Raw genomic sequence first — 25,673 nt, forward strand, 5'->3', positions numbered from 1 at the left:
GATTTCACCACAGAGTGACACAGAGTATCACGGAGTTTTATATTCTTTATTTAGAAATTATTGAACTCTGTGTTACTCTGTGGTGAAATCTCTATTCTTCCGGCCGACCAAATCCCTCGCAGACATTCAAACGATGAATATCTACCACTGCACTTATTTCTCCCATCTTCCCTAACAATGTTTCCGCACCATTCTGAATCTTGAAGTTGACTTCTTCTTCATACAGTGGAATCATCTGATAGAAATTCACTTCTTCCCCATTAGGCAATTGGCAAACAGCAGCTCCTTCTCCCACATTCTCCGGATTGATCAATAATACACTGGAAAGCTGAGTATTCTCTGCAAACGGTTTCCCGTTGGGTACAGAATGCCCCCAACCTAACCAAGAGTCCTCTTCTAACGGCAGACGGGCAAGTATCTTCAGCCAACGTAGCGGCCAGTAATTCTTTTCTTCATGGTCAGAAATATTCCAGTCGGCAGGTAAATATACCACTATCTCCGCACGCTCCAGCTTATACTCAGCCAGTTCCTTGGGTACATTCATCCGATGGGCACCCATGCCCGATGTGACCAGCGTGTAATAATTCCTCTCAGCCGTCGGCTCGACAATAAAGATATCCACATGGATATCCGGTGAAGCGATCTCATGGAACACATGATCCGAATGACCGAAGAACTTGTCAATATGCGCTTCAAGAGCATCCAATTCCTCCTCTTCGTACATCTCAGGATGAGGCAAAACACCATTCTTACAATTTTCAATGTATTCCTTCGCATCTTCATCGCTGGGGTCCAATTCCAATGAATGCTCAAAGGCTTTCTGTGCCTTATCCAGTTGATTCAGATAATAATAAGCATAACCCAGTCGATAGAACCAAAGCGCGTCTTCCTTACATTCTTCCTTTACTGAAAGAAGCTGTTCAATGGCTTCATTATAATTCCCCTGATTATTGTACGAGCGCGCCAAAAGCCCCGTCAATTCCGCAGTCCTCTCCTCTTCAGGAACTTCCAGAATGGCGTCAATTATCTTCTGCTCCTCATCGTCCGCATTCCACTGTTCTATTTGCTGGAGCAATTTATCATGCTTGTTCGTTTTAGTAGCAGTCAGATGATCGATAAAGTCGGCTGAAAAGCACATTGCTTCATCCTTTCCCTCGCACGAAAGAGTAAACAGGGTGAACTGATGCTCAGTGATAATCTGGCATTGGCACACATATTCATCATTGGCTTCCTCTTCTTCTCCACCCAGATCATAAAGCCTGCACTTACCGTTTTCAAAAAACTTCTCCTCAATCAGCACATTCTCATCGTCTTCCAGATAGTCCGCTTCGTCATCGGGCATAGAATATGCCGACATTCGCACTACATGCCAATTCTCGTCTTCTCCATCATAATACCCGCGAGAATCATCCTCTTCAAAATAAAGGTAATTACCCGGAAGATCAAACTTTAGATTTCCTAATGTATAGGTCACTTTGTCCTTGCGATAACCAATTGGAAATTCACTTATGAAATCCGGCAATGCAGAAACATCTACCGGCTCTTTTTCCGCCAAACGACAAAGTAACAGATAGTCTTCTTTCGGGAAAGCAAGAGACGTATCCATTGCGGCAGCCTTCTCCAGGTTTTCTATAATGAACAAATTGATTTCCATATCTTCTTCGCTACGCGCGGAAGGCATAAAATAGCAATCTTCCCACAAGGCACTCAAAGCCGTATTCCGATAGAATAATGCATCACGCTCTTCATTATTCCACATGAAAAATTCGCTTGCCAACCTCTCGATACCTTCACCTTTTATCCGTTCGACTAAGTGCTCCGGACATATTCTTCCGAAAGGAGATACCACCGTTCCTTCTATCCCACGGGGCATGTACTTATTACAATCCCAACAAATGGCAGACATGCTGCAATTCTCCTTCATACGTTCACGGCAGAGTTCTACAATGGCGTTCAGCCAGTGATAGAAATGTTCGGAACGCATCCGCTCAAAATCCCTATGCTCATAATATTCCGTATCGTCCTCCACCTCAGTAGAGGAGTCTCTCAGTTCCACCAACTCGTCAACGATATCTATCGCAGCCTTATGAAAACCTGCTCCCAACAGGTTAGTCTGACAATCACCTATAACAGCTATATCATCTTCTTCCTGTTCATAATTGAAGAATATATTTCCTAAACGGCAGACTGATAATTCAGAATAATCTTCTGTATGATTGACAGATGCCGCGTGCCGGGCAGCAACTACATCCAACAATTTCTGAAATGAAGAAACGCTTTTGCATTTCGTTGTTAATCTGAAACCTATACTCATGATTGTGATATATTTATAGTTATAGATTCATTTTTATTCCTCAGACTCGTCATCCTCCGTTTCATACAGTCTGCACAAATCACTACCCTGATGGAAGTCGGAAAGATAGAAGTGATATTGGGGGAGAATGTGAATTCATAGTCTCCACCCAAGTTAAAATGCACATCCTCATCTATCAAATTCGTACCGGCGGTAACAAACTCAACAGCATCACCACCGTCAAGCTGCCCACGGTTCTCAACAATCCGGGAGAGCTCCTCCTCGTTATCGGTAAACCACTTCCAAAAGTTCTGCACCCGCTTCCGGAAAGGCAAAGCTTTTTCATATTCACCCAGGTTGTTATATGCACGTGCCAGCAAACCTGTAGCTTCAGAATCTCTTTCTTCAGGCGAAATCTGTCCTAACATATCAACAATTCTACCATGCTCGTCAGTTTCTGTCCAAGCATCAATTTGTTTCCTTAATGTTTCATCCATTATTCATTGTGGTTTAATGATGTCCAAAGATATAAAAACTCAGTTTATTCACTCTATAAACTGCCATAAAAAATTACAATTGGATAATGGCTATTTTATAGAAGCCATGACAAATTGCAAATTGTATTCTGTCAATTTGCTTCTCTAAATAACTTTTATTTAGCATTTATTCAGAAAGATACTCAAAAGATAAGACAAATGTCATTGTATCCACAAGAGGAAGAGCAAGAAGTACAAGTCTTTTCTTTATATTTTGAAGACTGTTTTTCAAGAAGAACGGACTATAAAAGCTGCATTGCTATCGTTCAGTTCGTAAACAGTCTTTTCAATATTGCTGTATATACGTATCCAAACAATCCGTAGCCGATAAAGTCAATTTTCCTTTTATACGTTGCTTTGCCTTCAGCACCGAACGGGGAGTTATATTGAAGAGAACTGCAATAGCCTTATTACCCAACCGGGCACGAACCAGGTAACATAACTTCAATTCCTGCATACTCAGTCCATATGAAGATAACGTCTCCGACAGGCAATCACCATACAGCATATCAATGACAGTAAACAGATTCGCCCACTCAGCCTCATCCCGGACAAGTCCGTAAGACGGATGCTGATGAAGACAAAGCAATTGCCCCATAGACACAAGCAGGGAAGAAGAACATTCAGCCAGTGCCGAGGCATTCTGATAGTCTTTCAGTTGTTTAGTTAATTGTTTATTGCGGAATAACAGACAGGCATTCCAGTTATCATGATAAGTTTCCATATTCAATTTCTCGTTCTTTTATGTTCCATATAATTTATATTCTCAATGCCGCCTCACTCTTCCGATTCAACGTCATCAGAATGTATAATATTACTCCCTGTATCCCAATTCTCTGCTATTTCCTCTACTTCCCTGCGCATCTCTTCAATAGCTGTAGAATGTACCTTAGGTTCTTTATTTAACACATTCCATTTCATCTCCCTAAACTTATCCTTGTCACGGTATGTAGGTTCCGAATAGAGTTTAGCCAACAAATAGTAAGGATAGATTCTGCCCGGCAGGCGACTGATAGAAATAAGAAAAAAAGCCTCGGCACATTTATATTCATGTAACGCCTGACAGTTCTTACCCATAATATTCAATATCATCGGATCATTACTATACAACCGTGCCTGATCCAGATATTCAAAAGATTCGTCATAGCGCCCAGATTTATGCAGACTATGGCCATATTCAAACAGGAATGCACCCTTCTTCCCCAAAGACGGATAAAGCTTTTCATAAGCCCTGTTGGCAGCTTCGTAAGCCCCCGAGCGATAGAGTATTCTCGCATTCATCCAGTCCCGGCAAGCATCCCTTTCTTGTGTCCATTTTTCCGTATAGCCTCCGAGCCACACCACCAGACAAACACAAAGAACAAAGTACTTGCCAATTACATCACCTATCCCACAGGCAAGAAGCAAACATATAGCAGTTACGATGAAAGCCGGAAGATGCAGCGGATAGGAAGAAAAAGAAAATACAAGCAAGGAGATAAGGGCACCACAGATACCATAACGGTGAAGTCTCACTCCCATCCAAAGGCAACCAAAGATTACAAACAGCACCAGTATACACATAGCGATACCATACGCCAGGGCAAACTCCAGATACTCATTAAATGCATATTCAGGACTTCCTGCCACACGTTCTTCCCAAGCAGCATAGTTCCCTGAGGCAAAATATAAACTCTGAGCCTCACCATAAGCACAAGCGAATTCGGTAGGGCATCCCCACGGATGAGCAGCAATAGCCCGGCAAGTCATCTTCCACATGAACAGACGCCCCAATGCTGAATCGGGTTTCAAAAAGAACATTCCCGCAGCAGCCAGCGACAGAATTAAAAATATCCCGGTTCCCCATGAAACATAATGCTTCTTGTAGCGACGCCACAATATACTCCACTTCCGTTTGTCACGATTCATATATGCCACCCAAATACAGCTTATTGCCGCAGCTATCCAGGCGGAGCGGCTCATAGTGGAAGGCAATACGCAAAGAATAAGCATACCCGTTGCGGCAGCCGCACCTTTTTCTATTCTATAGCGCGCAGGTATCCCCTTCCAGCCACAAATGCGCAGATACAAATGGACACATACAGGCAGCACCATTGCCAGATATCCCCCATACGGACCGGGATTGAAAAAAGAACCTGTAAGTGCATAACGTGAATGACCGGAAACAGAAAATCCATAAAGCTGGCACAATCCCCACACTGCCTCAACAGCCCCTATAAGAACTAAACTCCACGCTACATAAACATAAAAATACGGAAATCCCAACGCATCTTCCCTGTAAGCCTTTCCAAACAACTGCAGGGAAGAAGCAATAAGAATGCATCCAGAAGAAAACAACACAGCCTTCCCTAACCAAATCCATTGCCCAACAGTTTCTCCGGAAGGAAGTTCGGGAGTTGTCGTACAAACAAGGCTCAATAAGGAACATATAGCCGCAAACAACAGTAAGACCATTACTGCTGTCTTTATTTTATAAGTTTGTATTTTTCCCATCTTCTTACATTAGCCAGCTCTTTTCTTTATCATCTCATTCTATCTTTTTAAATGTCCTATCCCATCGAACCTTACCCGCACCCCTATCCACCGACTTCCATATCCGGACAGCCTTACCCACAATAAAAGGTTCCGGAAGCAAGCCCCAATAACGGGAATCTTGAGAATTCATAACCTTATCGCCTGCAACGAAATAATAGTTCTCTTTAAAACGGTAAGCATGAATCGCACTATCATTCTGTAAAACCGTATCACATGCAGGAAAAGTTTCTTTTTTTATTCCCATTCTATTACATTTCGATATAGGACAGTATGTTTAGGATTCATCTCTATCTCATCTCCTCTTACAAGAAGATAGAGAGGACCAAAACACACGATATCCCAGTCCACCAATCCATTATAAAAGTACCTTCTATAAGTTGTGCATTCTCAAATCCGAAAATTTACTCTATATAATACTTCATCAAAACAGAATGTAAATATTCATCAGTGAGTCGTTGATTCTCCTTTTGCGGAACAAACACATTATTAATCCTATCATTGTTAGACGAATATACAAATAAATATGGCATTCCGATATCAACTAATATAGAATCCAACACCTTACCCATATTATATATGCCAAAAGAAATCTTATTTATTTTTTTAAACCTCCTTGTGTAACCCAAGTTTTGAGAAGTAGTCAATAATACTATATTGGATAATCCAATGGAATCTTTATAAACATTCAATCTCTTTATTATACTATCTACGCAGACATCACAGTTCATTTCCGAATAACGTAATATAAGTGTATTGTCCGAGATAATATCAGATATTTTTTTCTCACGATACTGCAGATCAACAACATTCAAACCAGCACAAACCCTTGTTCCATTTAAAAGCATTTCACATGTTCTACTATCTTCCAATGCACCTAAATTTCCTAGTTTCACATCTGCTTCTGTCTTCAACTTATACAAGACAGCCTGAACTTCACGAGCCTTCTGAAATTGTATATAATTATAGAGATTACTAAAAGCTAGCACAACAAAAAGCAATCCAAACAATATGTATTCCTTCTTTTTCATAATCTCTACATTTTAAAATTGCATTTGAACAATACCGGATTTGCATCTTCATTTAGCTTCTCAACTATCGCATCCATTCTATTTTTAAAGGTAGCATTTGTACATTGATTTCTCACAGCATTCCAATTGAAAGATAAAATCTGTGCTTCCTGAAGAATACAAAATTGATTATCAACAGTAGTATAAAAATCTATGAATTTCAAATCACTCAGTGAACTCATTGTCATCCACCGCCCCACACTAATGTTCCCCTCTTGTTTATTATATATAAAATACCTGAAACCTTCATCGATATAATAACCAATTAAATAGTCCCTAGAATTTTGCATGTATTCAAACCCTTTTAAGTATTTATTCTTATGAACATACCTATAAAGCATTTCTTTATTAACATTCAATTCGTCAGGAAGATTCCTTGAAGTAAAATGTATAACATAAGAAGGATACACCATTTTCCTACTTAAGGTGTAAATAGTATCATTCAATGGGTAGATAAGCATAGCTGTATCATCGCATTTACTAGCATATCTTCTTAGCCCGTAAGCAGATTTATCAACACCATCTTCTTCAAATGGTAATTCCAGTGATATTCGTTCTAAAGTATTAAGGTTGAATTTTGAAAGATTATAGTTCCCTAATTTAGAGGGATAATAATTAGAAATTAGATAAGCAATCTCATCAAATGATACAATTTCCAAATGAGGCATATCATACGGAATCTCTCTATATGCATTACTATATAGATCATATGCAATATATTTGCTATTATAACGATCCTGAATAACAACAGAATCTCCTTTTAAGGTGAAATCTCCTAAAAAAGAGTACTCACCAGGCCCCCCTCCCTGTGTACCAATACTTTTTAGATATTTTCCCTCAGAAGTAAACACAAATATTTTTGCATTTGCTTTATCTGACACAAATATCTTATCCTGATAAAATTCTATTCTATTAATTTTCGATATCAGACACTCTTCAGTCGTTTCCAATGGAATAATTTCAACCGAATCATCCAGTATTTCTGATAAATCCAGATCTACTGAAAAATTTTCCGGATCTATTAAGATTTCCACTATATCACCCTGAATGGTTGTCTTTTGAGAACCTCCACTACAGCCCCCCAAAAAACTAATAATCAGAAATAAAACTAATAATTTCATAGCATATCCATTTATATTTTTGGAGCCAACTAAAAAGTTGGCCCCAATTCTATTAATAATATCTAGTACACCCATACGGAGTACAATCTCCTGAAAGACCTGCACAGTCTCCTTGTTCTCCGTCATACCCTACTTCCACAATATTAGGACTACCATCGCTATGATAACCCATAATTACTTTTTCAATCACAATACATCCTGATTTGTAGAGAGGACCACGTCCACCTGCAGATCCTTCGTCACTTGCTAACGCTTCTATTTTTAAGGAAGCTAAACCACATAACTCATTTCCAATACGCATATTAAGAGTGATGTTAATGGTAGCAATTAATACAATAATAACAATAATAAAATTTCTCTTTTTCATTTTGTTGTCTTTAAAATTAATATATTAATAAATCGTTTCTTTTTTTCGGATAAGAAACTTTCCGTAGAGCAAATAAATATTACTATATCCACTCTTTGCCTTAAAGTTTTTTTTAGTTTCCACAAACCTCCTTTCCCTAATTCATGAGTTAAGTCATTATTATTTAAAATCCGGTTTTATTCTATCTTTTTAAATATTCTTTTCCATCGCACTTTGCCCGTATCCATATCCGAACAGCCTTACCCACAATAAAAGCTTCCGGAAGCAAGCCCCAATAACGGGAATCTTGAGAATTCATCACCTTATCACCTGCAACGAAGTAATAGTTCTCTTTAAAACGGTAAGCATGAATCGCACTATCATTCAGTAAAACCGTATCACCATGCAGGAAAAGTTTCTTTTTCTGTTCCCATTCTATCGCATTCCGATATAGAACGACATGCTTAGGGTTCATCTCTATCTCATCTCCTTTTGCTGGAAGATAGAGAGGACCAAAACACACGATATCCCAGTCCACCAATCCATTATAAGGATACCCACTCATCACTATTCCATAATCTTTTTCTCTGCCATTTGCTACTATACGCATCAGTGCATCCTGTGACTCCACATTTCCCAACGACGTTTCACAACCACGCACCCAGTAGTGAGCCTTCTTGATCTCAAATGTATCCCCCGGCAAAGCCACGCATCGTTTTACATAGTAAGACATCAGGTTCAGGCCTATACTATCCCATTGTGCAGGATAGGGAAAATTAAAAATCAACACATCATTCCGCCGTATCTTTCCCAATCCCGGCAAACGGGAAATCTTGACTTCTTTCCCTTCAAGAGCATCCCAAATATTAAAAATACGTCCACCCATCACCCATTTATTCACCAAGATATTATCTCCGGCAAGCAGGGCAGGTTCCATTGAGTCGGAAGGAATCTTGAAAGTAGCGATACTGGTCACCTGAAGCAATATCCATATCACCACTACTCCACAGGCTATCAGAAACAGGTTGAGAAACTTATCGACAACCCAAGACACCCCCCTTCTTTTTCTTACCAGAACTGTTGTTTTCCATTTTTATATTCAAATATACGTTCATCCTTTCCACCATACCCGACACGGCAGCCGCACCTTTTTCTATTCTATAGCGCGCAGGCATCCCCTTCCAGCCACAAATGCGCAGATACAAATGGACACATACAGGCAGCACCATTGCCAGATATCCCCCATACGGACCGGGATTGAAAAAAGAACCTGTAAGTGCATAACGTGAATGACCGGAAACAGAAAATCCATAAAGCTGGCACAATCCCCACACTGCCTCAACAGCCCCTATAAGAACTAAACTCCACGCTACATAAACATAAAAATACGGAAATCCCAACGCATCTTCCCTGTAAGCCTTTCCAAACAACTGCAGGGAAGAAGCAATAAGAATGCATCCGGAAGAAAACAACACAGCCTTCCCTAACCAAATCCATTGCCCAACAGTTTCTCCGGAAGGAAGTTCGGGAGTTGTCGTACAAACAAGACTCAATAAGGAACATATACCAGCAAACAAAAGTAATACTGTTATGGCATCTTTAGCTATATGTTTTTTCACCTTTAGCATCTTATTATTTCATAATCCATTTGAGTATCATAAAGTTACTTTCAGGGGATACGATACCATTATAATGTATTACAGGAAGTTTCTCCCAATATGACAGATACTCATCCGCTGAAACAGGAGACAAAAGTTCCTTATCACTACCATGAAATATCTTGGGAAAATGACCTGAGTATCGACCGTTTTTTAATATAGTGCCATCAAAATCAATAATCGCAAGATTATAATTCCCTTGACGAGCATAACAAATCAGGATATTTTTTTCATTAATAACAGCTTCATTGATAAAGTCATATTCTCTTTGCTTTCCCATAAAATCCATAACATTAGCAAAGATATTTTCCGGTACCGGTGCCGGAAAGAGTATATCATATTTTCCAGCTACACTATCTGTATCACACATATAGCTATAAATAGAATTGGTGAAAACATCACAATAATATACCTCATTTCCGACTATCTGCAATGCAGAAGATAACAAAGGCAGAGTAGGCATCCGCTCAGAAAGGACCTGCATCCATTTGCCCTTGAAATTAAAATCACTGTCAAAAGCATATAGCAGATAAGCATTCTCACCCTCAGTATATGTATGATGATTAGATGACATAAGATACCCGCAATCATTACTTGCAATATTCCACAACAACGACTCACTCACTTGTTTAGTTACCCGGAACTCTCCTTTCAAATCATACACATATACCTTTGATAGTCCGGAAAGAATAGCAACGCAACCAGTCCTTCTATTGATAGTAAAGTCATAAACTTGCGCATATTCTCCGGGACCTTGGCCAATTCTTCCTATACGACGCAAATACTTTCCATGTTCATCAAATACAAGTACGCATTTCTGAATTGTTTTATCAAGAACATAATATTCTTCATTAAATTCCTCTATTTTTGCAACATCTCCAATGGTGCACTCATTGAGAGAATCAAGCACAATCCACTCCTGAATATCAATGATATCAGAACACGTCAAAGTCGTTTCTTGAACATCGTCTAATTTAATACTATATATTTCTTCTATTTTACTCTTATCATGAGAAGTACATGAAAATAACAAAAGTAGAAGAAAAGAGAAAATACCTACATGTTTCATAATTGATATATTAATGCATAGCTATATTATATTTATACATAGGGATTTAGCCTTCAATTTTACACTGCAAAAAGATATAAACATGAAGAACTAAACACCTATGTAATCCACCAAACTACAATTATTCTATTATAGTCTTTACATACTTCCACTAGGACATGAAGTCACACGGGCATGTTCACATATCTCAATAACACTACTCACCACATATTCTGTCACAGCTGTAATTCTCAATCCAGTCCAATTACCTCTTTTATCATAGCAATTTGCCCATGCAACTGCTCTAGTGCATGTTTGAGTCCCACTTTCACTATTATTAGCAAGTGCTTCAATATTGGCAAGTTGTATATCAGACAATGTATCTGTTGATTGTACTTTTACCCACAAAACACCTGCAATAGCAAGTGCTGATACACATAAAGTTACTTTAAAAAAAATTGTTTTCATTCTACTTTCTTTTAAGTTAATAATTAATTTATCTAGGATCCTATTTATTTTATCTTTCTAAATATACGTTTCCACCGAATTTCATCCGTCCCCCTATCCACCGACTTCCATACCCGAACAGCCTTACCCACAATGAAAGGTTCCGGAAGCAGACCCCAATAACGGGAATCCTGTGAATTCATCACCTTATCACCAGTCATAAAGTAATAATTCTCTTTAAAACGATAATTCCGTATCACGCTGTCATTCAGCAAAACCGTATCACCACGCAGCAACAGCTTCTTGTTTTGTTCCCACTCTATCGCATTCCGATACAGAGCCACATGTTTAGGATTCATCTCTATATCATCTCCTCTTGCCGGAAGATACAAAGGCCCAAAGTTTATGATATCCCAATCCACCAATCCATTATAAGGATAACCACTCATCACTATTCCATAATCTTTTTCCGTGCCATTTGCTGCCATACGCATCAATGCATCCTGTGATTCCACATTGCCCAATGACGTTTCACAACCACGCACCCGGTAGTGAGCCTTCTTGATCTCAAACGTATCCCCTGGCAAAGCTACACATCGCTTTACATAGTAAGACATCAGGTTCAGACCAATGCTATCCCATCGTGCCGGATAAGGAAAATTGAAAACAAGCACATCATTCCTCTTAATCTTCCCTAAAGCCGGGAGACGTGAAATCTTCACTTCTTTTCCATCTATGGCATCCCATATATTAAAAATGCGCCCACCCATCACCCACTTATTCACCAAAATATTATCTCCGGCAAGCAGGGCAGGTTCCATTGAGTCGGAAGGAATCTTGAAAGTAGCGATACTGGTCACCTGAAGCAGTATCCATATCACCACTACTCCACAAGCTATCAGGAACAGGTTGAGGAACTTGTCAACAACCCAAGACGCCCCTTTCTTTTTCTTACCAGAACTGTTGTTTTCCATCTTTATATTCAAATATACGTTCATCCTTTCCACGGGTGTGATCTTTCAAATAGAGTAACGCACCTTCAGGAACTTTATAAAGCAAAGAATCGGAATGAGGACGTACCCTGCCTGCTGATGTCCACTCACCGTTATTATAATAGAAAAGTTCATACTCGTCGTCCGTACGAATAAAATTATCACGGTTGCGGGGAGTGAATACAATCTTTTCAATACGCCGGGGAGCACCCAAATCAAGCCCCGACCATCCACCCGTAGGCCGGGTATAATCAAAGGAGGTATAAGGATCTCCGTCGAACACGTTTGTGTACTCATGGGAACCGTCCAATCCGTTACCCCCCGGTGTACCGATAATTTTTCCTTTCAAGGGGATACTATCGGCAGCAGATGCATAGAAAGCAACCTCCGAAATATTACAATAGCTGTCTTTAGGGCCATAATAGCGAACATAACGGTAAGATCGGGCACTATTTACCCGTGCAACATTCCAAAGCCGCTCGGGGAATTCCTTGATGATAAACAGTGTATCTTTCCTGTTGAAATGAGAGTCATTGCTACCTTCAAACACACCATCTACCATTCGCCGGACAAAAGGTTCAAAGTAAAGTTCATATTTATGGAGCAGCGTAACTTCGACCTCCCTACCGCCCGAAGGGAAAAACCGTACTTCACCGCTTTCCCTATCAAGCAAGAAAGGATCGCTTTGCGGGCATATACTGCCGTTTTCATAAGTTCCCAAACGGAAGACAACCTGCCCCTCCACATTTTCAAAGACAGCGCCCAGACGCTTGTCGTAAAGACACCACCCGATGGGAGCCCAGTCCATAAAGCTGGCGGAACAGAGATAGACCGGTTCACCCTTCTTTAAAGGGCTGTAGAAGTTTTCGGGGCCAATCGTTAATGTACGGTTCTTGCTCCCCGCATATATAGCAGTAACGTCACGAAAACAGGGATAACGGAAAGTGGGATGTCTTTCTTCCGCATTCTTTCCCATAATCCTGATCATTTCCCGATTAATGCTGAACGTACGGCGATAGACTTTTCCTTTAGGATCCCAATAACTATCCGGAGTATTCAATTCCGAAGTAGGATCCAATATGGAACATCGATAAGAGTTACCATCTTTATCAAAAGCGGCATTCCAATAATGAGGAACATTCCCATTGCCTCTCATCAACATAATCTCCTCGCTGCAGGGTAGACCTAATGCCCTGAAGACATACAGTTGGAGATCGGTAAAGTTTACACAGCTGCCCGAACGCCAATCCACAACTTTAGGTCCGTAATGAGGGCCAAATGAAAAAAGTTCGGTAAAATAGACCGGAGCCTTATGTAAGGTATCCATCAGTATTTGAGAAACGTACTTCGGATCTTCGGCTTCCGGAAGTCCTTGAATGCTGTCCAGCAATGGGTTATATTTATTATAGATTCTTTCACGCCAAGGTTCCAGCCTTTCATCGCCCACACGGTAAGGAAGGATAAACTCACAGAAATCGTCAAAAGAGACATTTTTCCCCCAAGGCTGTTCACGCCATACCTTAAAAGCCCATTCTATATTCTCAATCAGATAGGCCGGATCAATATAGATATCGCTCTTCGCTTCCAGTCTATCCAAATGAAAAGGGCCGCAAGCACGTTTAATGGAGTCCAACACTTTATCCGGATACATGGTACCTTTGCCGTGAAGTTCAAAAAGCTTCAGGTAATCATCTAGAGCTTCACCTTCATAGCTATAGTGAAAAGGCAGATTTTCGATAAGAAAAACGGCAGCTCTATGCTTCAAGGAGTCATCTTGGTATTTGTCAAGAACAACCTGCAACTTGGGATTGGCTGATAAAATATCTTCTAAGGAAGGACCAACCGTATTTTTAGTACAAGAAGCCAATATCAAAAAAATACAGACTATTAGTAGGATACCATGTTTCTTCATAAGTATTTCATTTATGTTATCTTATTCTGCATCGCCGGTTATTCTCAAAACAACAGGAGAAGATTCCGCATTGCAATATACTGTCATAGTTTTATCAAAATGTTCGGGATGATCTGCCTTATATGTCACATTCAGTAATATAGAATTTCCCGGACGAACGGGTTCTTTGGAATAATCAACGGAAGTACAACCGCAGGAAGTGATTACATCATTAAGTACCAATGGATTAACACCTACATTCTTTAATATAAACGCAGCCTTCTGCTCTTGCTGCCAATCAAATTTACCAAGAAATATACTCTTATCTTTTATGTCAACCTCAGTTTTTGCTCTCTCGCTTTCATTGAGAACAAACGATTTCCCTTCGATGATTTTCAAATACAATTCCTTTATTTGAGGATTATGAATGGGATTACCTATAGCAACGACTCTATTCTCTTTATCCAGCAAAAATGTCTGGAATGTCATTTCTGTTGGAAAATGATTCAGTTTATTAAATGCATTATCCTTATCAATACACACCGGATAATTAAATTTATCACGCTTTAAGATAAAAGTAATTTCTTCTGTTTTCATCGGATGAAAAAATAGAAACACCGACACTTTATCTTGAAATCTTAAATTTAGTTCCGAAATAAAAGCCTTCCAAGTAAATATTTGCAATTTACAACCAATACAACCTACAGAATCTACATAACTCACTATTTTATAAGGAGCTTTAGAAAAAGCCGTTTCAACAGTATCTTGCCCCCACAGTGTAAAAGTCAAATTATTAGGATAAAGTATTTCCTTGCCAGTCCACTCAGAAACTAAGCAAGATAATCGATTCTTCTCAGACTCAGTACACGCACATAGATACAAGATGAAAATAAAGCAGTATATAAGTTTTTGCATCTTAATCGAAACTAAATAATACAAGCACAGGATTGTCTTCTACACTTAAATTTGTTACACACTCATTATTTATATCATCCATGTCTACAGACATTCTTTGTATTTGTCTAATATTCATATCATTAGGCAGAAAATAAGAAATAAAATCTTCCCCTGTAGAAGCGCAAATCTCATAACCTAGAACTCCAACTTCTTGAAATGAATTTACTGAATAAACTACTTTCGTCATTTTATTCACTAAACTATATGTATGGAATGGAGTCGTATTGAAAGTTATAAGGAGATATTTTTCTGTTTCATAACAAGCAGAGATATCCAAAGACGCAAAATCAATGTTCCTTTTTTCTTTAGGCAGTTTAGCCTGTTTCTTAACTTCATCATCTGTTGGAAAACTCGCTGATTCAAAAGAAATATATTCTCTTAAAGAATCTCCCACAATCTGATACCCTATTCTATGAAAGCGTTCGTAATAGAATGCATATTCATTACCTGTACGATAAAAATAATGATCTGCGAAACCTATAGAGTTACCTTCAATAAGTTCATTCTCTTTCAAAATTTCTATTTCTTGAGAATCCATATTCCAACGGGCTAAATTTATATCCAACGTCCCCTCTCTCGCCAAACGTGATAAATAAATATATTGCCCTTGAATAACAAAATCCATAAACGATTCTCCAACATCTAATATTTCAAAATCATTTTCATTCCCAAAACAGTATTTGATAATATTTTTCGACTGAAAATCAGACAAATATATATTACCTTCTTTATCAACATCTATATCTGATGGATATATGTATTCACCAGGTCCCTGACCAACTTTATTAATACTTTTAATAAACCTCCCTCTTTTATTGAAAAGCAATATTTTTTTGCTTAAATTATCAAAAATATAATACACGCTATCTCGAACAATAATCTTATTGATATTTCGAATCAATGAAGCATCCGTTGTCTCTAAAGGTATATACCTTATACTTTTTATTGGTGGCAATTCAGTAGAAAGGGAATCTACATAAATAATATACTCTGCAAAAGATTGATTAACATCTTTCCTACATGAAACAAAACCAATAATCAAAATAAATAATATAATGTTTTTTCTCATAAATTATTTTTTAACTAATTATTAGAATCAAACAAAAAAAATCTTTAATTCTAATATAATCAACTTATCAATACTATCCTATTATTTATGCGAATCAGTAGTTGAGACAGATTCTAAACCGCTCAGTAATGAAGCAAATACTAAAGCTGTACTATCTTAATTCTCCTCCTGGGAGGAAGAGTACACCAACGGGGGAAAGTGATAGGTAAAACTATAAAATGCCTATTAATCATAAGAATAAGGAATTCTTTCTCATCTACCATTCTGCCCCACGGGTACTTCTCCTCCAACTGGAGGAGGGGAATGAAGATACTCAGTATATCACTTCATTCAAAACCGAAAAAGAAGGAGTAAATTTCAACTCTCGCTTCATATTATTTAGGAGTTTTTACCGTTATATATTCTGTGTGTGGATAACAATCAACACTTCCTCCCGGCATACATGTATAATCTATTGATGAACGTACAATTACATAAGTATCATATTCTTCTCTGCTTATGATCTTTGAATCACCAGGAATCTCTATTCCCTTTTTTCCCCATCGATTTCACGAGCATTTGCTAATGCCTCAACATTAGCCACCATGAGATCTGAAAAGGTCTCCGATTGCTGAGAAACCAAAACATTATATCCTCCACATAAGACAAATGCTATAGCCAAAGCTATTTTTACAAAACTATCTTTCATATTATTTTATAATTAGTTAATAAATTTATCTATATACAATTAGTCATAAATCCGTATTCAATAATATATTATAGTGTCTGGCACATAATACATTATCATCTCTCAATTAACACCTCTTAAGCAAAATCACTAAATTAGTCCTTTTATTTATACATTTAAAACACCTCCTTTCTTTAATTACTGGACAGACTATACAAAACATCCACACCTGTCCTTTTTTATTTTATTTATTATGAAATAATCAATCCACCGCATATTTCACCACCGGTTCATCACTATTCACATCCGTAGCGACAATCTCACCATTTAGTTCATCTACCGATATACCGTAAACATTATGATCCAGCACATATTTCCTTATAGGTTCACCGCTCAGACTAAATACATATATGTACCTCCCACCATCCGTCATATCACCTTTCTGCATTTTCCGCGAAATCTCTTCAAAAGTATCCCCTTGAAAAACGGCATAAATAGCAGTATCCGTCACCTGTACATCACTAAATCCCATAATTCCAGTAGGCACACCATAACCTTCTGCTATTTGAAATTCAGGTTCACCATGCAAACCGACACGAACTATATGGGTACTATCTTTCAGATTATAGATTTCAAGCACTTCTCCTAATTGAGTAACGGCAGCCAGAATCCCATTACGAGGATTATAATCAATGAAACTGCGCCATGCCTGCGCCAATGCCGGGCGAGCATGTTTTAAAGCCTCCTCATTCGTAGTGGGAATAATCCCCATTTTATGCAATAACTTACCCGTTCGATCCACCCAGCAAAAACGACTTTCTCCTGAATAATCAGGAATGATAAAAGTAGAGTCATCATAAATCACAAAATCCAGCCCTCGAAGTATCTCCTTATCCAAGCTCACTGCCTCTTCACGAAGTAATGAGCCATTGGATAAAGACAAACCAAACCGAGTTAATTTTGAACTATTTGCATCCAATGCCCACAACGAACTTCCATTCCATCGGATATTTTCAACAGAAAGCATCTCCTCCGGCGAATCTCCACGCTTACCTAAAGAAGTGATATAAGAGAAGTTCGGATAGTGGAACAAATAAATAAAATGATCCATACCATGCAAATCCATTATTGCTACAGTATCCCCTTGCATCTTTATCCGGAAAGGAAAACGAAATACGGCTGTATCCATAGGCAAAATACATGCAGTCAGATTTTCCGTTTCCGGAAAATCCGTATACGGTATTCCCTTATGCACGGGTACAGAAGTACATGCAAGAAAGGAAAACAGAAACAATATGTTAATAAGGTACTTCAAGACTATAACCAATTACGACCCGTCTTACTTTACCACCGAGAGGACAGTCTACTGTTCCTGTACCCATGCAACGAAGAGGAACTGTTTCCTCACCAGCCGCCAATGCTTCCACATTACTCAGCATTAAACCATCCATTTTCTTCTGGGATTTAAAACTCCGGAAAGAAACAACAACCGAAGCGATAAGTAAACTCCAAATAATAACTTTACCCTTCATAAGAAATCAATGTTTTAGTATTAGACATCATGATTCATGTAAACTTATGAGCACAAAGTTACCGGCAAAAAAGCTTTCAATCCAAACTTTCTCACTGACGAATACTGACCAAATCTATTTTTGACAAACTACAATGTTACATTTTTCTTTGCTTGTGTTACATTCCGGACAAAGATGCATTAACTTCACATTACAACTATCATATTTACAATAGAGTAGCCTATATTATACTATCTTTCACCATTTTATCCGCAACGGAACTTTTTAATTGGTATACATCATTCTTATAGTCAACAAAAAGATGCGTTATTCCATCTAAGGACCTACGTAAACGCTGAATCACTGTATATATTCTGTCCTGTGTTCCACTACCATCAGGCCATAAAGCCTCATCTATTTTACCGGTAGAAAGCCGATACCCTTCTGACTCTAAAAACAACTTCAATAAATAAGCCACTTGTGGTGCCAACTTTTTCGTCAGTTCAACACTCTTCAACACCTTTTCTTCCGGATCGAAAAATACACCTTCTTCCAACTGATAAATATGAGAATTTTCAGCTTTCACAGCAATAACAGGCACTATTGGTTTTGTAGTGACAGTCTTATGCTTTATGAACCACTTCTCTAATATGAAAATGATCTTTTCTCGCGAAAAGAATAAAAAAGCGAAAATAATCCATGAAAAGCAAATAACAAGATATCTCCAGCCACTGAACGCTTCGTACCAGCCATAAGAAATAAAACCTGTAGCTTCCACCTCGCAACGTTCACCTAAATAATAAGAAAGTAAACTATCTGCAGAAAGCAATCCACTAATATTTTCAGAATGAGCAACTGACGTACGCTCCTGAAGATCGGTAACAGAAACACGTGTACGGGTTTTCACTGGAATATCTGCTGCGACTAATAAACTGTCCCACATTTTATTCAAAGTATCAGGGATCAGAGGATAATCTTCCAATAAAATACTAAGGACACTCCTCTTTAGCCCTTCTTTCACAAGACTATGATTAAACTTTTCTTCCGATATCATATATTCTCTTTCTCCCAGCTCATCTATTATCTTTATTGGTCCCGGTGAAGGTTCATCCAAAGAGAAAGTGGAGTATCCCATGGATTCCTTATAAAATACCAAAACCGTATCGCGCTTCTGCAACTCCAATTCCAGTGCCTGCCTAAATATAGCAGATGCCTGTTCTCTCCAATGTTTAGCTCCATTTTGATATAAAGCGTATGTAATACCTCCAGAAATCAGCAGACATACAATAGTCCCCCAATATAGTAATTTCTTATCATGAACTTTCATGCGTTCTTATTTTCTATCTTTGGGATGTAAAAATAAGAAAATAATATCAAAAAAAATAACAATAAAGAATTATTTGTCAGCAGCAAGCATGGATTAATCATCATACAACGACTGATACAGGCTATATCCGAGATGCACTTGCTCCGTACCTTCTCCACTCATAGGTACCTCTGAGCGAAGAAACCACGGCCTTGGTACGGAGCAAGTGCATCCCGGATATAATGCGGACAAAACAGATCCCATCGGAAAAAGCAAAAGAATTATCTACGCAAAATGACGCAAATGAACGCAAAAATCACAGGAAGCGGGTTGAAGAGATTTATTTTCCATAGATTTGCACAGTAACAGAAACAAGTAATTAAAAACACAATATCATGGGAATTATCAATCAAGGCATTCTCGGAGGTTTCTCCGGTAAAGTGGGACCGATAGTCGGTTTCCGCTGGAAATCAAACTACTATATCCGTGCACGCGCCGCCAAAGTCAGCAATCCGCGCACGCCGAAACAGCAAGAACAACGAGGCAAGTTTGCCACGGCATTCAGCTTCCTGAAAACGATGAAACCTTTCATACGTATGGGTTATAAAGAATTTACGCAAGATAAATCTGCATTCAACGCTGCCATGTCCTACACACTGAAAAGAGCTGTGACGGGTAGCGGAAAAGACATCACGATTGACTTCAACCGAGTGCTGGTGTCTATGGGAACGCTGATGCCCGTATTCGAAGGCGCAGCCATGCAAGAGAAGGATAAAATGAGTTTCAACTGGCAGAATAACAGTGGTATGGGAAATGCGGAGGACACCGATATAGCCATGCTGCTGGTGTACAACAAAGATAAAGAAATGGCTGTCTACGACACTGAGGCCGCATTACGTTCCGGCAAGCATGCAGAATTTCCCCTTCCGGATAGTTGGCAGGATGATGAACTGGTTGCCTATCTCAGCTTTCGCAATGCCGATGGAGACAGTGTTTCCAATAGCATTTGCCTACCGATTTCGATAGCCGAAGCACCGGAGAACGAGGCAGAAATACAGGCAGAATCTACTGATGCAACCTATGAAAAGCCCCTGCCCATCAAGAGGACAAAGCTTCAGCCACATATAGCTGTACATTTGTCTTCTGCTCCTCCCAACAATATTGGGACATGCAGGTGCGAAACCTGACGGAATATTCCGGCATTCAAACAACAAAAAAGCCGGATACCCGAGAAATGCGTTCTCTGTATCCGGCTTCCGATAATGCTTATACTTTTATTTTGTACTTGCCAGCATCAAAGTTGCGTCAGCATCGTTCAGTGCGTAAACACTCTTTTGGATGTTACTGTTGTAAGCATTGCGCTTAGAGTTCCAACGGGCATAGTTTACTGCAATTTCATTGTTGCTGTACTCTACATTCATTTTGAAGTAGGGAACCCAGGCTTCTTTTACGCTGTCCCACTTGGAAGCTTCCTTGCTGGCTACGCGGTTTTCGTTATCGTAAGTATACGTGTAACGGAGGTGGCGGAACAAGTGACCGTCTTCGTTCTTAAAGATGGTCTTCGCGGTCATCAGTTCACCGGTCATCTCTTCGTTCTTTACGTACTGGGTAGGATTGCTTGCACTTGCAGAGAAGTTCATTACACTTGCCATTACTACTACCATCATTACCACTGCTTTTGAAATTAAGTTCGTTTTCATAATCGTTATTTTTTTATTGTTATTACTTCTTGATTTTTTAAGAGGAAGTCTTTGTCAACCGCCTTCGACAATATATAGTCAAGTGCCGTGCCAAAACAATAAGATGCTGATTATCAACGATTATACATTTTCAGAGAGTGTTCGTAAACGGACAAGTGTCCGCACAAAAGCGGACAAACAAGAACAAATAGATTCAAAGTATAACAGATTTGTATGCCTTAAAGTACTATAATAGCAAACAAAGTATTACTTTTACCTCATAATAAAAAAAATTATGACTAAAGAAGAACTACTACATAAACTCACTGACATTGAATGGAATGATTTTGAAGTAAAATCCGCTCAAACCGAACTTCCCAAAAATATTTGGGAAACAGTATCTGCTTTTGCCAACACTTCCGGCGGATGGATAGTGCTTGGAATAGAAGAAAATAGAAAAAATGGAATAAGCCAATACCAAATATCAGGAGTGAAGAAACCTGAAAAACAGGAACAAGATTTTATAGGTACACTTCGTTCGTAGACAAAGTTTAACCTTCCAATTCCTGTACAAGCCGAAAAATACATTATTGACGGAGTTGAGGTACTTGCATTTTACATCCCTTCATCTCCCATCAAACCTGTATATTTTAATAATAACCTAAGCAATACTTTTATACGTACCGGAAGTGGAGATCAACGAGCAACTGAGATGGAAATCCTTGCCATCCAGCGAGATCAAGCCTTTGGTAGTCGCTCCGAACAAATCATACCCAATACAACACTTGAGGATCTTAATCCTTCATCACTTCAGACTTTTCGTCGCCGCATCCAAGAATTCAATCATGAATTTGCTTATAACAACCTTGACGATAAGACTTTTTGCCAAAAAACAGGGATTACTTATAATAATCAACTCACTTACGGTAGTCTTCTTATGTTAGGAAAAAGAGATGTGGTTCAAAGTATTATTCACAATTTTTGGATAGATTATATTGAAATTCCCGGTACTTCTTATCAAGATGCCCCCACTCGATATACTTATCGTATGCCGGAACAGGAGAATATTTGGGAATACTACCAAGTTTTAATACAACGCTTACGTTTATATGTTGATGCCCCCTTCAGTACAGGGCCTGACGGGTATTCACCAGATGACAATTCCCAACTTTATGCCCTCCGGGAAGGTTTGGTCAATTTATTGGCACATGCCGATTATTTTAGCCCTATGCATTCGACTATTCGTGTATTTGATAATCGCATAGAATTCCAAAACCCCGGTCGTTTCTATATTGATCTCAATCGCCTTAAAGAGCAAATAATCTCAATACCACGCAATCCCAACATCATCAAACTTTTCCGCTATGCCAAGCTCTCTGAAAATGCAGGCTATGGAATAGACAAAATACTCAAATGGGAATTACTTACAGGCCAAAAGGTAAGTTTCGCAACAGATATGGTCTGCTCTATGGTAACTTACTTCCGTCCTATACAAAGCGGGAAAACAGCCGAACAAAGCGAACAAACAACCGAACAAAGCGAACAAACAACCGAAAAGAATGAATATTTGCAAATTCTCAATCTAATGAAAGAAAATCCCTCTATTACCCGGAAGGAGATTTCCGAAAAACTTGGTCTTTCAGAATCTGCAGTTCAAAGACGCATAACCTACCTAACCAATAATGAAATGCTTTCCCGCATCGGAGGAAGGTATAGCGGAGTCTGGAAAGTGCTAAAAGAAATACCATAATAATAGAACGGGCTGGCAGGAAATAGATATTTCCTGCCAGCCCACTCATTTGAGAAAACTATTCATTTCATTTTGTACTTGCCAGCATCAAAGTTGCGTCAGCATCGTTCAGTGAGTAAACGCTCTTTTGGATGTTGCTGTCATAAGCGTTGCTCTTAGAGTCCCAACGGGCGTAGTTTACTGCAATTTCATTGTTACTGTACTCTACATTCATTTTGAAGTAGGGAACCCAGGCTTCCTTTACGCTGTCCCACTTGGAAGCTTCCTTGCTGGCTACGCGGTTTTCGTTGTCGTAAGTATATGTGTAACGGAGGTGGCGGAACAAATGACCGTCTTCGTTCTTAAAGATGGTCTTAGCGGTCATCAGTTCACCGGTCATCTCTTCATTCTTTACGTACTGGGTAGGGTTGCTTGCACTTACAGAGAAGTTTATTACGCTTGCCATTACTACTACCATCATTACCACTGCTTTTGAAATTAAGTTCGTTTTCATAATCGTTATTTTTTTATTGTTATTACTTCTTGATTTTTTAAGAGGAAGTCTTTGTCAACCGCCTTCGACAATATATAGTCAAGTGCCGTGCCAAAACAATAAGATACTGATTATCAACAGATATCCATTTCCGAGTAATGTTCATTTCCGGACAAGTGTCCGCATAAAAGCGGACAAACCAAGAATAAAGCACACTTTTCCCTTCAAGTTAAAACTTCGGTAAATTCACAGAGCAAACAAGTTGGGACCCGGCATTTAATCAACCAGACTTTTTAGAATGGGTTGTTCAGGCAATCCAAATAGGATGAATATATAAAATACTGATCAAATTGTCATTTTGTATTTTTAGTTAGCCGAGAATCCGTTATTTCCAACCGGAACCCTACGGGAATGGAAATACACGAATAAAAACAAGCAAACATCAGATTGTTAGTACACTATCGAAATTCTTACATTTCTTCCAGACTGAAATATCTCTCCTAAATCATCCTTATAAGAGAAAATCACATATCAAATAACCCTTTTACCCGGAAGTAGTAACCCTTTTACCTATAAGTAGTAATGATATCACCCATAAGTAGTAACCTTATCACCTGTAAGTAGTAACCCTTTTCTGTATAAATAGCTTGTAAAAATGCATAACACATGGGAACAGTGCATTTTTATTCCTTACTTATTAACAGAATATGCTGGAATGCGAACCTGCACAATTAAGCGTGTTACAAAAAACAGGAATATTCCGCCATTAAGAACACGATTCAAGGATTATATCATCATTTAGACATTTCTATTATTCTCACTATCTTCCGAAGCCAGCTGTACATTTTATCGGTTTCTTATTTTATTAGGGCATCAATCTTTGCCGCCGTCTTCGGATAACTGGGTCTCAATGCAGTGCCATAATCCACTATAACCCCATCACGGTTAATCAGAAGGAATTGCGGTATGCTGTTCATGCCCCAGTGCTTCATGATGCGGTGATAGTCATCGGAGGTTGCCCAATCTTCCGAATAGACGCATTCAATATTCTTCCCCTGTAGAGAGAAGCGTTCCAGAACCTTATGGTACGCTTCCCGATCTCTACTTCCACAGATACTCACCATTACCACATCATCGGGAGAATATCGCTTGCGTAATTCCTTCAAAGGCTCCATTTCTGCCAGACAAGGGGGACAAATCACTCCCCAGAAATCAACATAAATCACCTTGCCTGCGTACTTTTCCAGAAGATTATATACGGGAATCATAAACGGCATGTCCTTCCTGACAGCCGCCTCATCGGCATTATTGCCATAGAGCATCTGGTGGGATACCTTTCCGGGAGCTTTCAGATAATCCACTTTATCCTCATATAATTCAAGTATGGGTTGCCTCAAATGGGAAGCCTGCACTATAGAATCGAACTGGAGCCTGTAATCAGCCAGAAAAAGTGTATCGTTATCGCATAAAGAGATGCCCATGGATTGGAGATATAAATACGGCAGGATAGCATTATCCTTGCAATCCTCGACAAGATCTGCTAACTCAAAATTGCTATATTCTCTCCTGGTGTGATTGCAATAGAGGAAAAAATTCACCGTTTCAGCAAGCGGAAACAGACCGGCAAAAACGGTTTTCCCCGAAAAGAGAGGATTAAGTTTTAACATCAATGCCATATACAGACTGACATCATTGCCCTGTGATGCCTGTGACGCAGCATAGTTAAAGAGTGCATTATAATAATCTATCCACAGTAAATCCGCTGTATATTCTTCAACCTCGGCACCCGGAGAATGTTCCTTCAGGAAGTCGTCACGACGTTCCCAACGACTGGTATGCTCTTCTCCCAATTCCTTTTCAAATTCTTCGAAAGTACTCCTTGGATTACAATAATAAGGGCCACGATAATATCCACCTAAAGTGAAAAGAGCCATATATTGATTCAGTGTACCGGAAGTTCCCGTAATCTTGGGAGACAGCAAATCACTGAAGTCAATCTCTACAAACAGACTATCGCCCGGATGTACAAACAAGTGCTCCGCATAATTGCGAAGAACAACTTCGCGAACGGGAGCGTAAGGACTAAAACGGAAACTGAAAGTACCGTCATCCGCTATGGGAGAAGTGTAGACAGTCTCCATCTCAGACAGATAAGGTATCACGAGCGTCACCTCCTTTTCTTTCGGATAGACCTCCCTATTCAAGACACGGCCCGAGATTATCACCTCCTTTGCCAAATCCTCATTATCCTCCTGAGCCTTACAGCTAAGGAAAGATAAAAAAGCAATCAGTAAGCATAGATGCTTCATACGCATTTTATGATTAATA

General features: G+C 39.1%; 24 protein-coding genes and 2 pseudogenes. 3 read left to right on the forward strand and 23 right to left on the reverse strand.

Going from position 1 to position 25,673, the window contains the following annotated elements; genetic code table 11:
- Positions 1-91 precede the first annotated feature (91 nt).
- The 20 genes and pseudogenes from VYM24_RS05035 to VYM24_RS05130 all read right to left on the reverse strand — a co-directional run bounded on the left by VYM24_RS05035 (position 92) and on the right by VYM24_RS05130 (position 19,465).
- Positions 92-2,314 (reverse strand): suppressor of fused domain protein, encoded by a 2,223-nt coding sequence (locus tag VYM24_RS05035; RefSeq protein ID WP_330941625.1) that lies wholly within the window; start codon positions 2,312-2,314, stop codon positions 92-94.
- Positions 2,311-2,790 (reverse strand): hypothetical protein, encoded by a 480-nt coding sequence (locus tag VYM24_RS05040; RefSeq protein WP_330941626.1) that lies wholly within the window; start codon positions 2,788-2,790, stop codon positions 2,311-2,313. The genes VYM24_RS05035 and VYM24_RS05040 overlap by 4 nt, the downstream gene beginning before the upstream one ends.
- 325 nt (positions 2,791-3,115) lie before the next feature.
- A complete protein-coding gene (locus VYM24_RS05045; RefSeq protein ID WP_291549743.1) occupies positions 3,116-3,553 on the reverse strand; it encodes a helix-turn-helix transcriptional regulator in 438 nt (145 codons plus the stop codon).
- Positions 3,554-3,606: 53 nt separating this feature from the next.
- Positions 3,607-5,322, reverse strand: a complete 1,716-nt coding sequence (locus tag VYM24_RS05050; protein ID WP_330941627.1) for an O-antigen ligase family protein — start codon at positions 5,320-5,322, stop codon at positions 3,607-3,609.
- Between the two features lie 34 nt (positions 5,323-5,356).
- Positions 5,357-5,730, reverse strand: a pseudogene (locus VYM24_RS05055) (S26 family signal peptidase); the annotation flags it as partial.
- 35 nt (positions 5,731-5,765) lie between these two features.
- On the reverse strand, positions 5,766-6,392 hold the full coding sequence (locus VYM24_RS05060; RefSeq protein ID WP_320995400.1) for a hypothetical protein: 627 nt from the start codon (positions 6,390-6,392) through the stop codon (positions 5,766-5,768).
- 5 nt (positions 6,393-6,397) lie between these two features.
- Positions 6,398-7,627: a 6-bladed beta-propeller gene (locus VYM24_RS05065; RefSeq protein WP_330941628.1), complete on the reverse strand. Its 1,230-nt coding sequence runs from the start codon at positions 7,625-7,627 to the stop codon at positions 6,398-6,400.
- The gene (locus VYM24_RS05070) at positions 7,605-7,919 is read right to left on the reverse strand and encodes a hypothetical protein (RefSeq protein WP_320995398.1); all 315 of its coding nucleotides are present in this window, start codon (positions 7,917-7,919) and stop codon (positions 7,605-7,607) included. Before VYM24_RS05070 ends, VYM24_RS05065 begins: the two co-directional genes overlap by 23 nt.
- A 176-nt stretch (positions 7,920-8,095) precedes the next feature.
- Positions 8,096-8,973 (reverse strand): annotated as a pseudogene (lepB, locus tag VYM24_RS05075) (signal peptidase I).
- Positions 8,933-9,517 (reverse strand): hypothetical protein, encoded by a 585-nt coding sequence (locus VYM24_RS05080; protein ID WP_425286635.1) that lies wholly within the window; start codon positions 9,515-9,517, stop codon positions 8,933-8,935. The pseudogene lepB (VYM24_RS05075) and the gene VYM24_RS05080 overlap by 41 nt, the downstream one beginning before the upstream one ends.
- A gap of 13 nt (positions 9,518-9,530) precedes the next feature.
- A complete protein-coding gene (locus VYM24_RS05085; RefSeq protein ID WP_330941629.1) occupies positions 9,531-10,625 on the reverse strand; it encodes a 6-bladed beta-propeller in 1,095 nt (364 codons plus the stop codon).
- Positions 10,626-10,763: 138 nt separating this feature from the next.
- Positions 10,764-11,072, reverse strand: a complete 309-nt coding sequence (locus tag VYM24_RS05090; protein WP_330941630.1) for an NVEALA domain-containing protein — start codon at positions 11,070-11,072, stop codon at positions 10,764-10,766.
- A gap of 44 nt (positions 11,073-11,116) precedes the next feature.
- Positions 11,117-12,025, reverse strand: a complete 909-nt coding sequence (gene lepB / locus VYM24_RS05095) for a signal peptidase I (RefSeq protein WP_330941631.1) — start codon at positions 12,023-12,025, stop codon at positions 11,117-11,119.
- Positions 12,003-13,955, reverse strand: coding sequence for a discoidin domain-containing protein (locus VYM24_RS05100; protein WP_330941632.1), 1,953 nt, complete (start codon positions 13,953-13,955; stop codon positions 12,003-12,005). Before VYM24_RS05100 ends, lepB (VYM24_RS05095) begins: the two co-directional genes overlap by 23 nt.
- A 21-nt stretch (positions 13,956-13,976) precedes the next feature.
- Positions 13,977-14,849, reverse strand: a complete 873-nt coding sequence (locus VYM24_RS05105) for a DUF1573 domain-containing protein (protein ID WP_425286636.1) — start codon at positions 14,847-14,849, stop codon at positions 13,977-13,979.
- A gap of 1 nt (position 14,850) precedes the next feature.
- Positions 14,851-15,960 carry a 6-bladed beta-propeller gene (locus VYM24_RS05110; protein WP_330941633.1) on the reverse strand — a complete coding sequence of 370 codons (1,110 nt, stop codon included), beginning with the start codon at positions 15,958-15,960 and terminating at the stop codon, positions 14,851-14,853.
- A 523-nt stretch (positions 15,961-16,483) separates the two neighbouring features.
- The gene (locus VYM24_RS05115; protein ID WP_330941634.1) at positions 16,484-16,648 is read right to left on the reverse strand and encodes an NVEALA domain-containing protein; all 165 of its coding nucleotides are present in this window, start codon (positions 16,646-16,648) and stop codon (positions 16,484-16,486) included.
- A gap of 241 nt (positions 16,649-16,889) precedes the next feature.
- The gene (locus VYM24_RS05120; RefSeq protein WP_330941635.1) at positions 16,890-17,942 is read right to left on the reverse strand and encodes a BF3164 family lipoprotein; all 1,053 of its coding nucleotides are present in this window, start codon (positions 17,940-17,942) and stop codon (positions 16,890-16,892) included.
- Positions 17,926-18,159 carry an NVEALA domain-containing protein gene (locus VYM24_RS05125; protein WP_330941636.1) on the reverse strand — a complete coding sequence of 78 codons (234 nt, stop codon included), beginning with the start codon at positions 18,157-18,159 and terminating at the stop codon, positions 17,926-17,928. The genes VYM24_RS05120 and VYM24_RS05125 overlap by 17 nt, the downstream gene beginning before the upstream one ends.
- A 220-nt stretch (positions 18,160-18,379) precedes the next feature.
- On the reverse strand, positions 18,380-19,465 hold the full coding sequence (locus tag VYM24_RS05130; RefSeq protein ID WP_330941637.1) for a hypothetical protein: 1,086 nt from the start codon (positions 19,463-19,465) through the stop codon (positions 18,380-18,382).
- 374 nt (positions 19,466-19,839) lie between these two features.
- Here VYM24_RS05130 and VYM24_RS05135 point away from each other — a divergent pair, with 374 nt between their 5' ends.
- Entirely contained in the window at positions 19,840-20,631 is a 792-nt protein-coding gene (locus tag VYM24_RS05135; RefSeq protein ID WP_330941638.1) for a DUF6266 family protein, read from the forward strand.
- An 87-nt stretch (positions 20,632-20,718) separates the two neighbouring features.
- Here the strand turns inward: VYM24_RS05135 and VYM24_RS05140 are convergent, their stop codons facing one another.
- Positions 20,719-21,144 carry a DUF3836 domain-containing protein gene (locus VYM24_RS05140; RefSeq protein WP_330941639.1) on the reverse strand — a complete coding sequence of 142 codons (426 nt, stop codon included), beginning with the start codon at positions 21,142-21,144 and terminating at the stop codon, positions 20,719-20,721.
- Positions 21,145-21,418: 274 nt separating this feature from the next.
- Here VYM24_RS05140 and VYM24_RS05145 point away from each other — a divergent pair, with 274 nt between their 5' ends.
- Positions 21,419-21,667 (forward strand): AlbA family DNA-binding domain-containing protein, encoded by a 249-nt coding sequence (locus tag VYM24_RS05145; protein WP_330941640.1) that lies wholly within the window; start codon positions 21,419-21,421, stop codon positions 21,665-21,667.
- 168 nt (positions 21,668-21,835) lie between these two features.
- The gene (locus VYM24_RS05150) at positions 21,836-22,873 is read left to right on the forward strand and encodes an ATP-binding protein (RefSeq protein WP_330941641.1); all 1,038 of its coding nucleotides are present in this window, start codon (positions 21,836-21,838) and stop codon (positions 22,871-22,873) included.
- A 67-nt stretch (positions 22,874-22,940) separates the two neighbouring features.
- On the opposite strand, the gene VYM24_RS05155 is transcribed toward VYM24_RS05150, so the two are convergent.
- Both VYM24_RS05155 and VYM24_RS05160 read right to left on the reverse strand, forming a co-directional pair.
- Entirely contained in the window at positions 22,941-23,366 is a 426-nt protein-coding gene (locus VYM24_RS05155) for a DUF3836 domain-containing protein (protein ID WP_330941642.1), read from the reverse strand.
- A gap of 836 nt (positions 23,367-24,202) precedes the next feature.
- Positions 24,203-25,654 carry a TlpA family protein disulfide reductase gene (locus tag VYM24_RS05160; protein ID WP_330941643.1) on the reverse strand — a complete coding sequence of 484 codons (1,452 nt, stop codon included), beginning with the start codon at positions 25,652-25,654 and terminating at the stop codon, positions 24,203-24,205.
- Positions 25,655-25,673: the final 19 nt, after the last annotated feature.

Source organism: Bacteroides sp. MSB163 (genome assembly GCF_036416795.1).
Classification (GTDB): Bacteria; Bacteroidota; Bacteroidia; order Bacteroidales; family Bacteroidaceae; genus Bacteroides; species Bacteroides maternus.

Coding starts and splice junctions, on each gene's coding strand:
- VYM24_RS05115 (WP_330941634.1), bottom strand. CDS start 16,648: ATGAAAGATAGTTTTGTAAAAATAGCTTTGGCTATAGCATTTGTCTTA.
- VYM24_RS05085 (WP_330941629.1), bottom strand. CDS start 10,625: ATGAAACATGTAGGTATTTTCTCTTTTCTTCTACTTTTGTTATTTTCA.
- VYM24_RS05160 (WP_330941643.1), bottom strand. CDS start 25,654: ATGAAGCATCTATGCTTACTGATTGCTTTTTTATCTTTCCTTAGCTGT.
- VYM24_RS05040 (WP_330941626.1), bottom strand. CDS start 2,790: ATGGATGAAACATTAAGGAAACAAATTGATGCTTGGACAGAAACTGAC.
- VYM24_RS05090 (WP_330941630.1), bottom strand. CDS start 11,072: ATGAAAACAATTTTTTTTAAAGTAACTTTATGTGTATCAGCACTTGCT.
- VYM24_RS05105 (WP_425286636.1), bottom strand. CDS start 14,849: ATGCAAAAACTTATATACTGCTTTATTTTCATCTTGTATCTATGTGCG.
- VYM24_RS05070 (WP_320995398.1), bottom strand. CDS start 7,919: ATGAAAAAGAGAAATTTTATTATTGTTATTATTGTATTAATTGCTACC.
- VYM24_RS05130 (WP_330941637.1), bottom strand. CDS start 19,465: ATGAAAGTTCATGATAAGAAATTACTATATTGGGGGACTATTGTATGT.
- VYM24_RS05100 (WP_330941632.1), bottom strand. CDS start 13,955: ATGAAGAAACATGGTATCCTACTAATAGTCTGTATTTTTTTGATATTG.
- VYM24_RS05060 (WP_320995400.1), bottom strand. CDS start 6,392: ATGAAAAAGAAGGAATACATATTGTTTGGATTGCTTTTTGTTGTGCTA.
- lepB (WP_330941631.1), bottom strand. CDS start 12,025: ATGGAAAACAACAGTTCTGGTAAGAAAAAGAAAGGGGCGTCTTGGGTT.
- VYM24_RS05110 (WP_330941633.1), bottom strand. CDS start 15,960: ATGAGAAAAAACATTATATTATTTATTTTGATTATTGGTTTTGTTTCA.
- VYM24_RS05140 (WP_330941639.1), bottom strand. CDS start 21,144: ATGAAAACGAACTTAATTTCAAAAGCAGTGGTAATGATGGTAGTAGTA.
- VYM24_RS05150 (WP_330941641.1), top strand. CDS start 21,836: ATGGAAATCCTTGCCATCCAGCGAGATCAAGCCTTTGGTAGTCGCTCC.
- VYM24_RS05135 (WP_330941638.1), top strand. CDS start 19,840: ATGGGAATTATCAATCAAGGCATTCTCGGAGGTTTCTCCGGTAAAGTG.
- VYM24_RS05045 (WP_291549743.1), bottom strand. CDS start 3,553: ATGGAAACTTATCATGATAACTGGAATGCCTGTCTGTTATTCCGCAAT.
- VYM24_RS05145 (WP_330941640.1), top strand. CDS start 21,419: ATGACTAAAGAAGAACTACTACATAAACTCACTGACATTGAATGGAAT.
- VYM24_RS05035 (WP_330941625.1), bottom strand. CDS start 2,314: ATGAGTATAGGTTTCAGATTAACAACGAAATGCAAAAGCGTTTCTTCA.
- VYM24_RS05155 (WP_330941642.1), bottom strand. CDS start 23,366: ATGAAAACGAACTTAATTTCAAAAGCAGTGGTAATGATGGTAGTAGTA.
- VYM24_RS05050 (WP_330941627.1), bottom strand. CDS start 5,322: ATGGGAAAAATACAAACTTATAAAATAAAGACAGCAGTAATGGTCTTA.
- VYM24_RS05125 (WP_330941636.1), bottom strand. CDS start 18,159: ATGAAGGGTAAAGTTATTATTTGGAGTTTACTTATCGCTTCGGTTGTT.
- VYM24_RS05065 (WP_330941628.1), bottom strand. CDS start 7,627: ATGGGTGTACTAGATATTATTAATAGAATTGGGGCCAACTTTTTAGTT.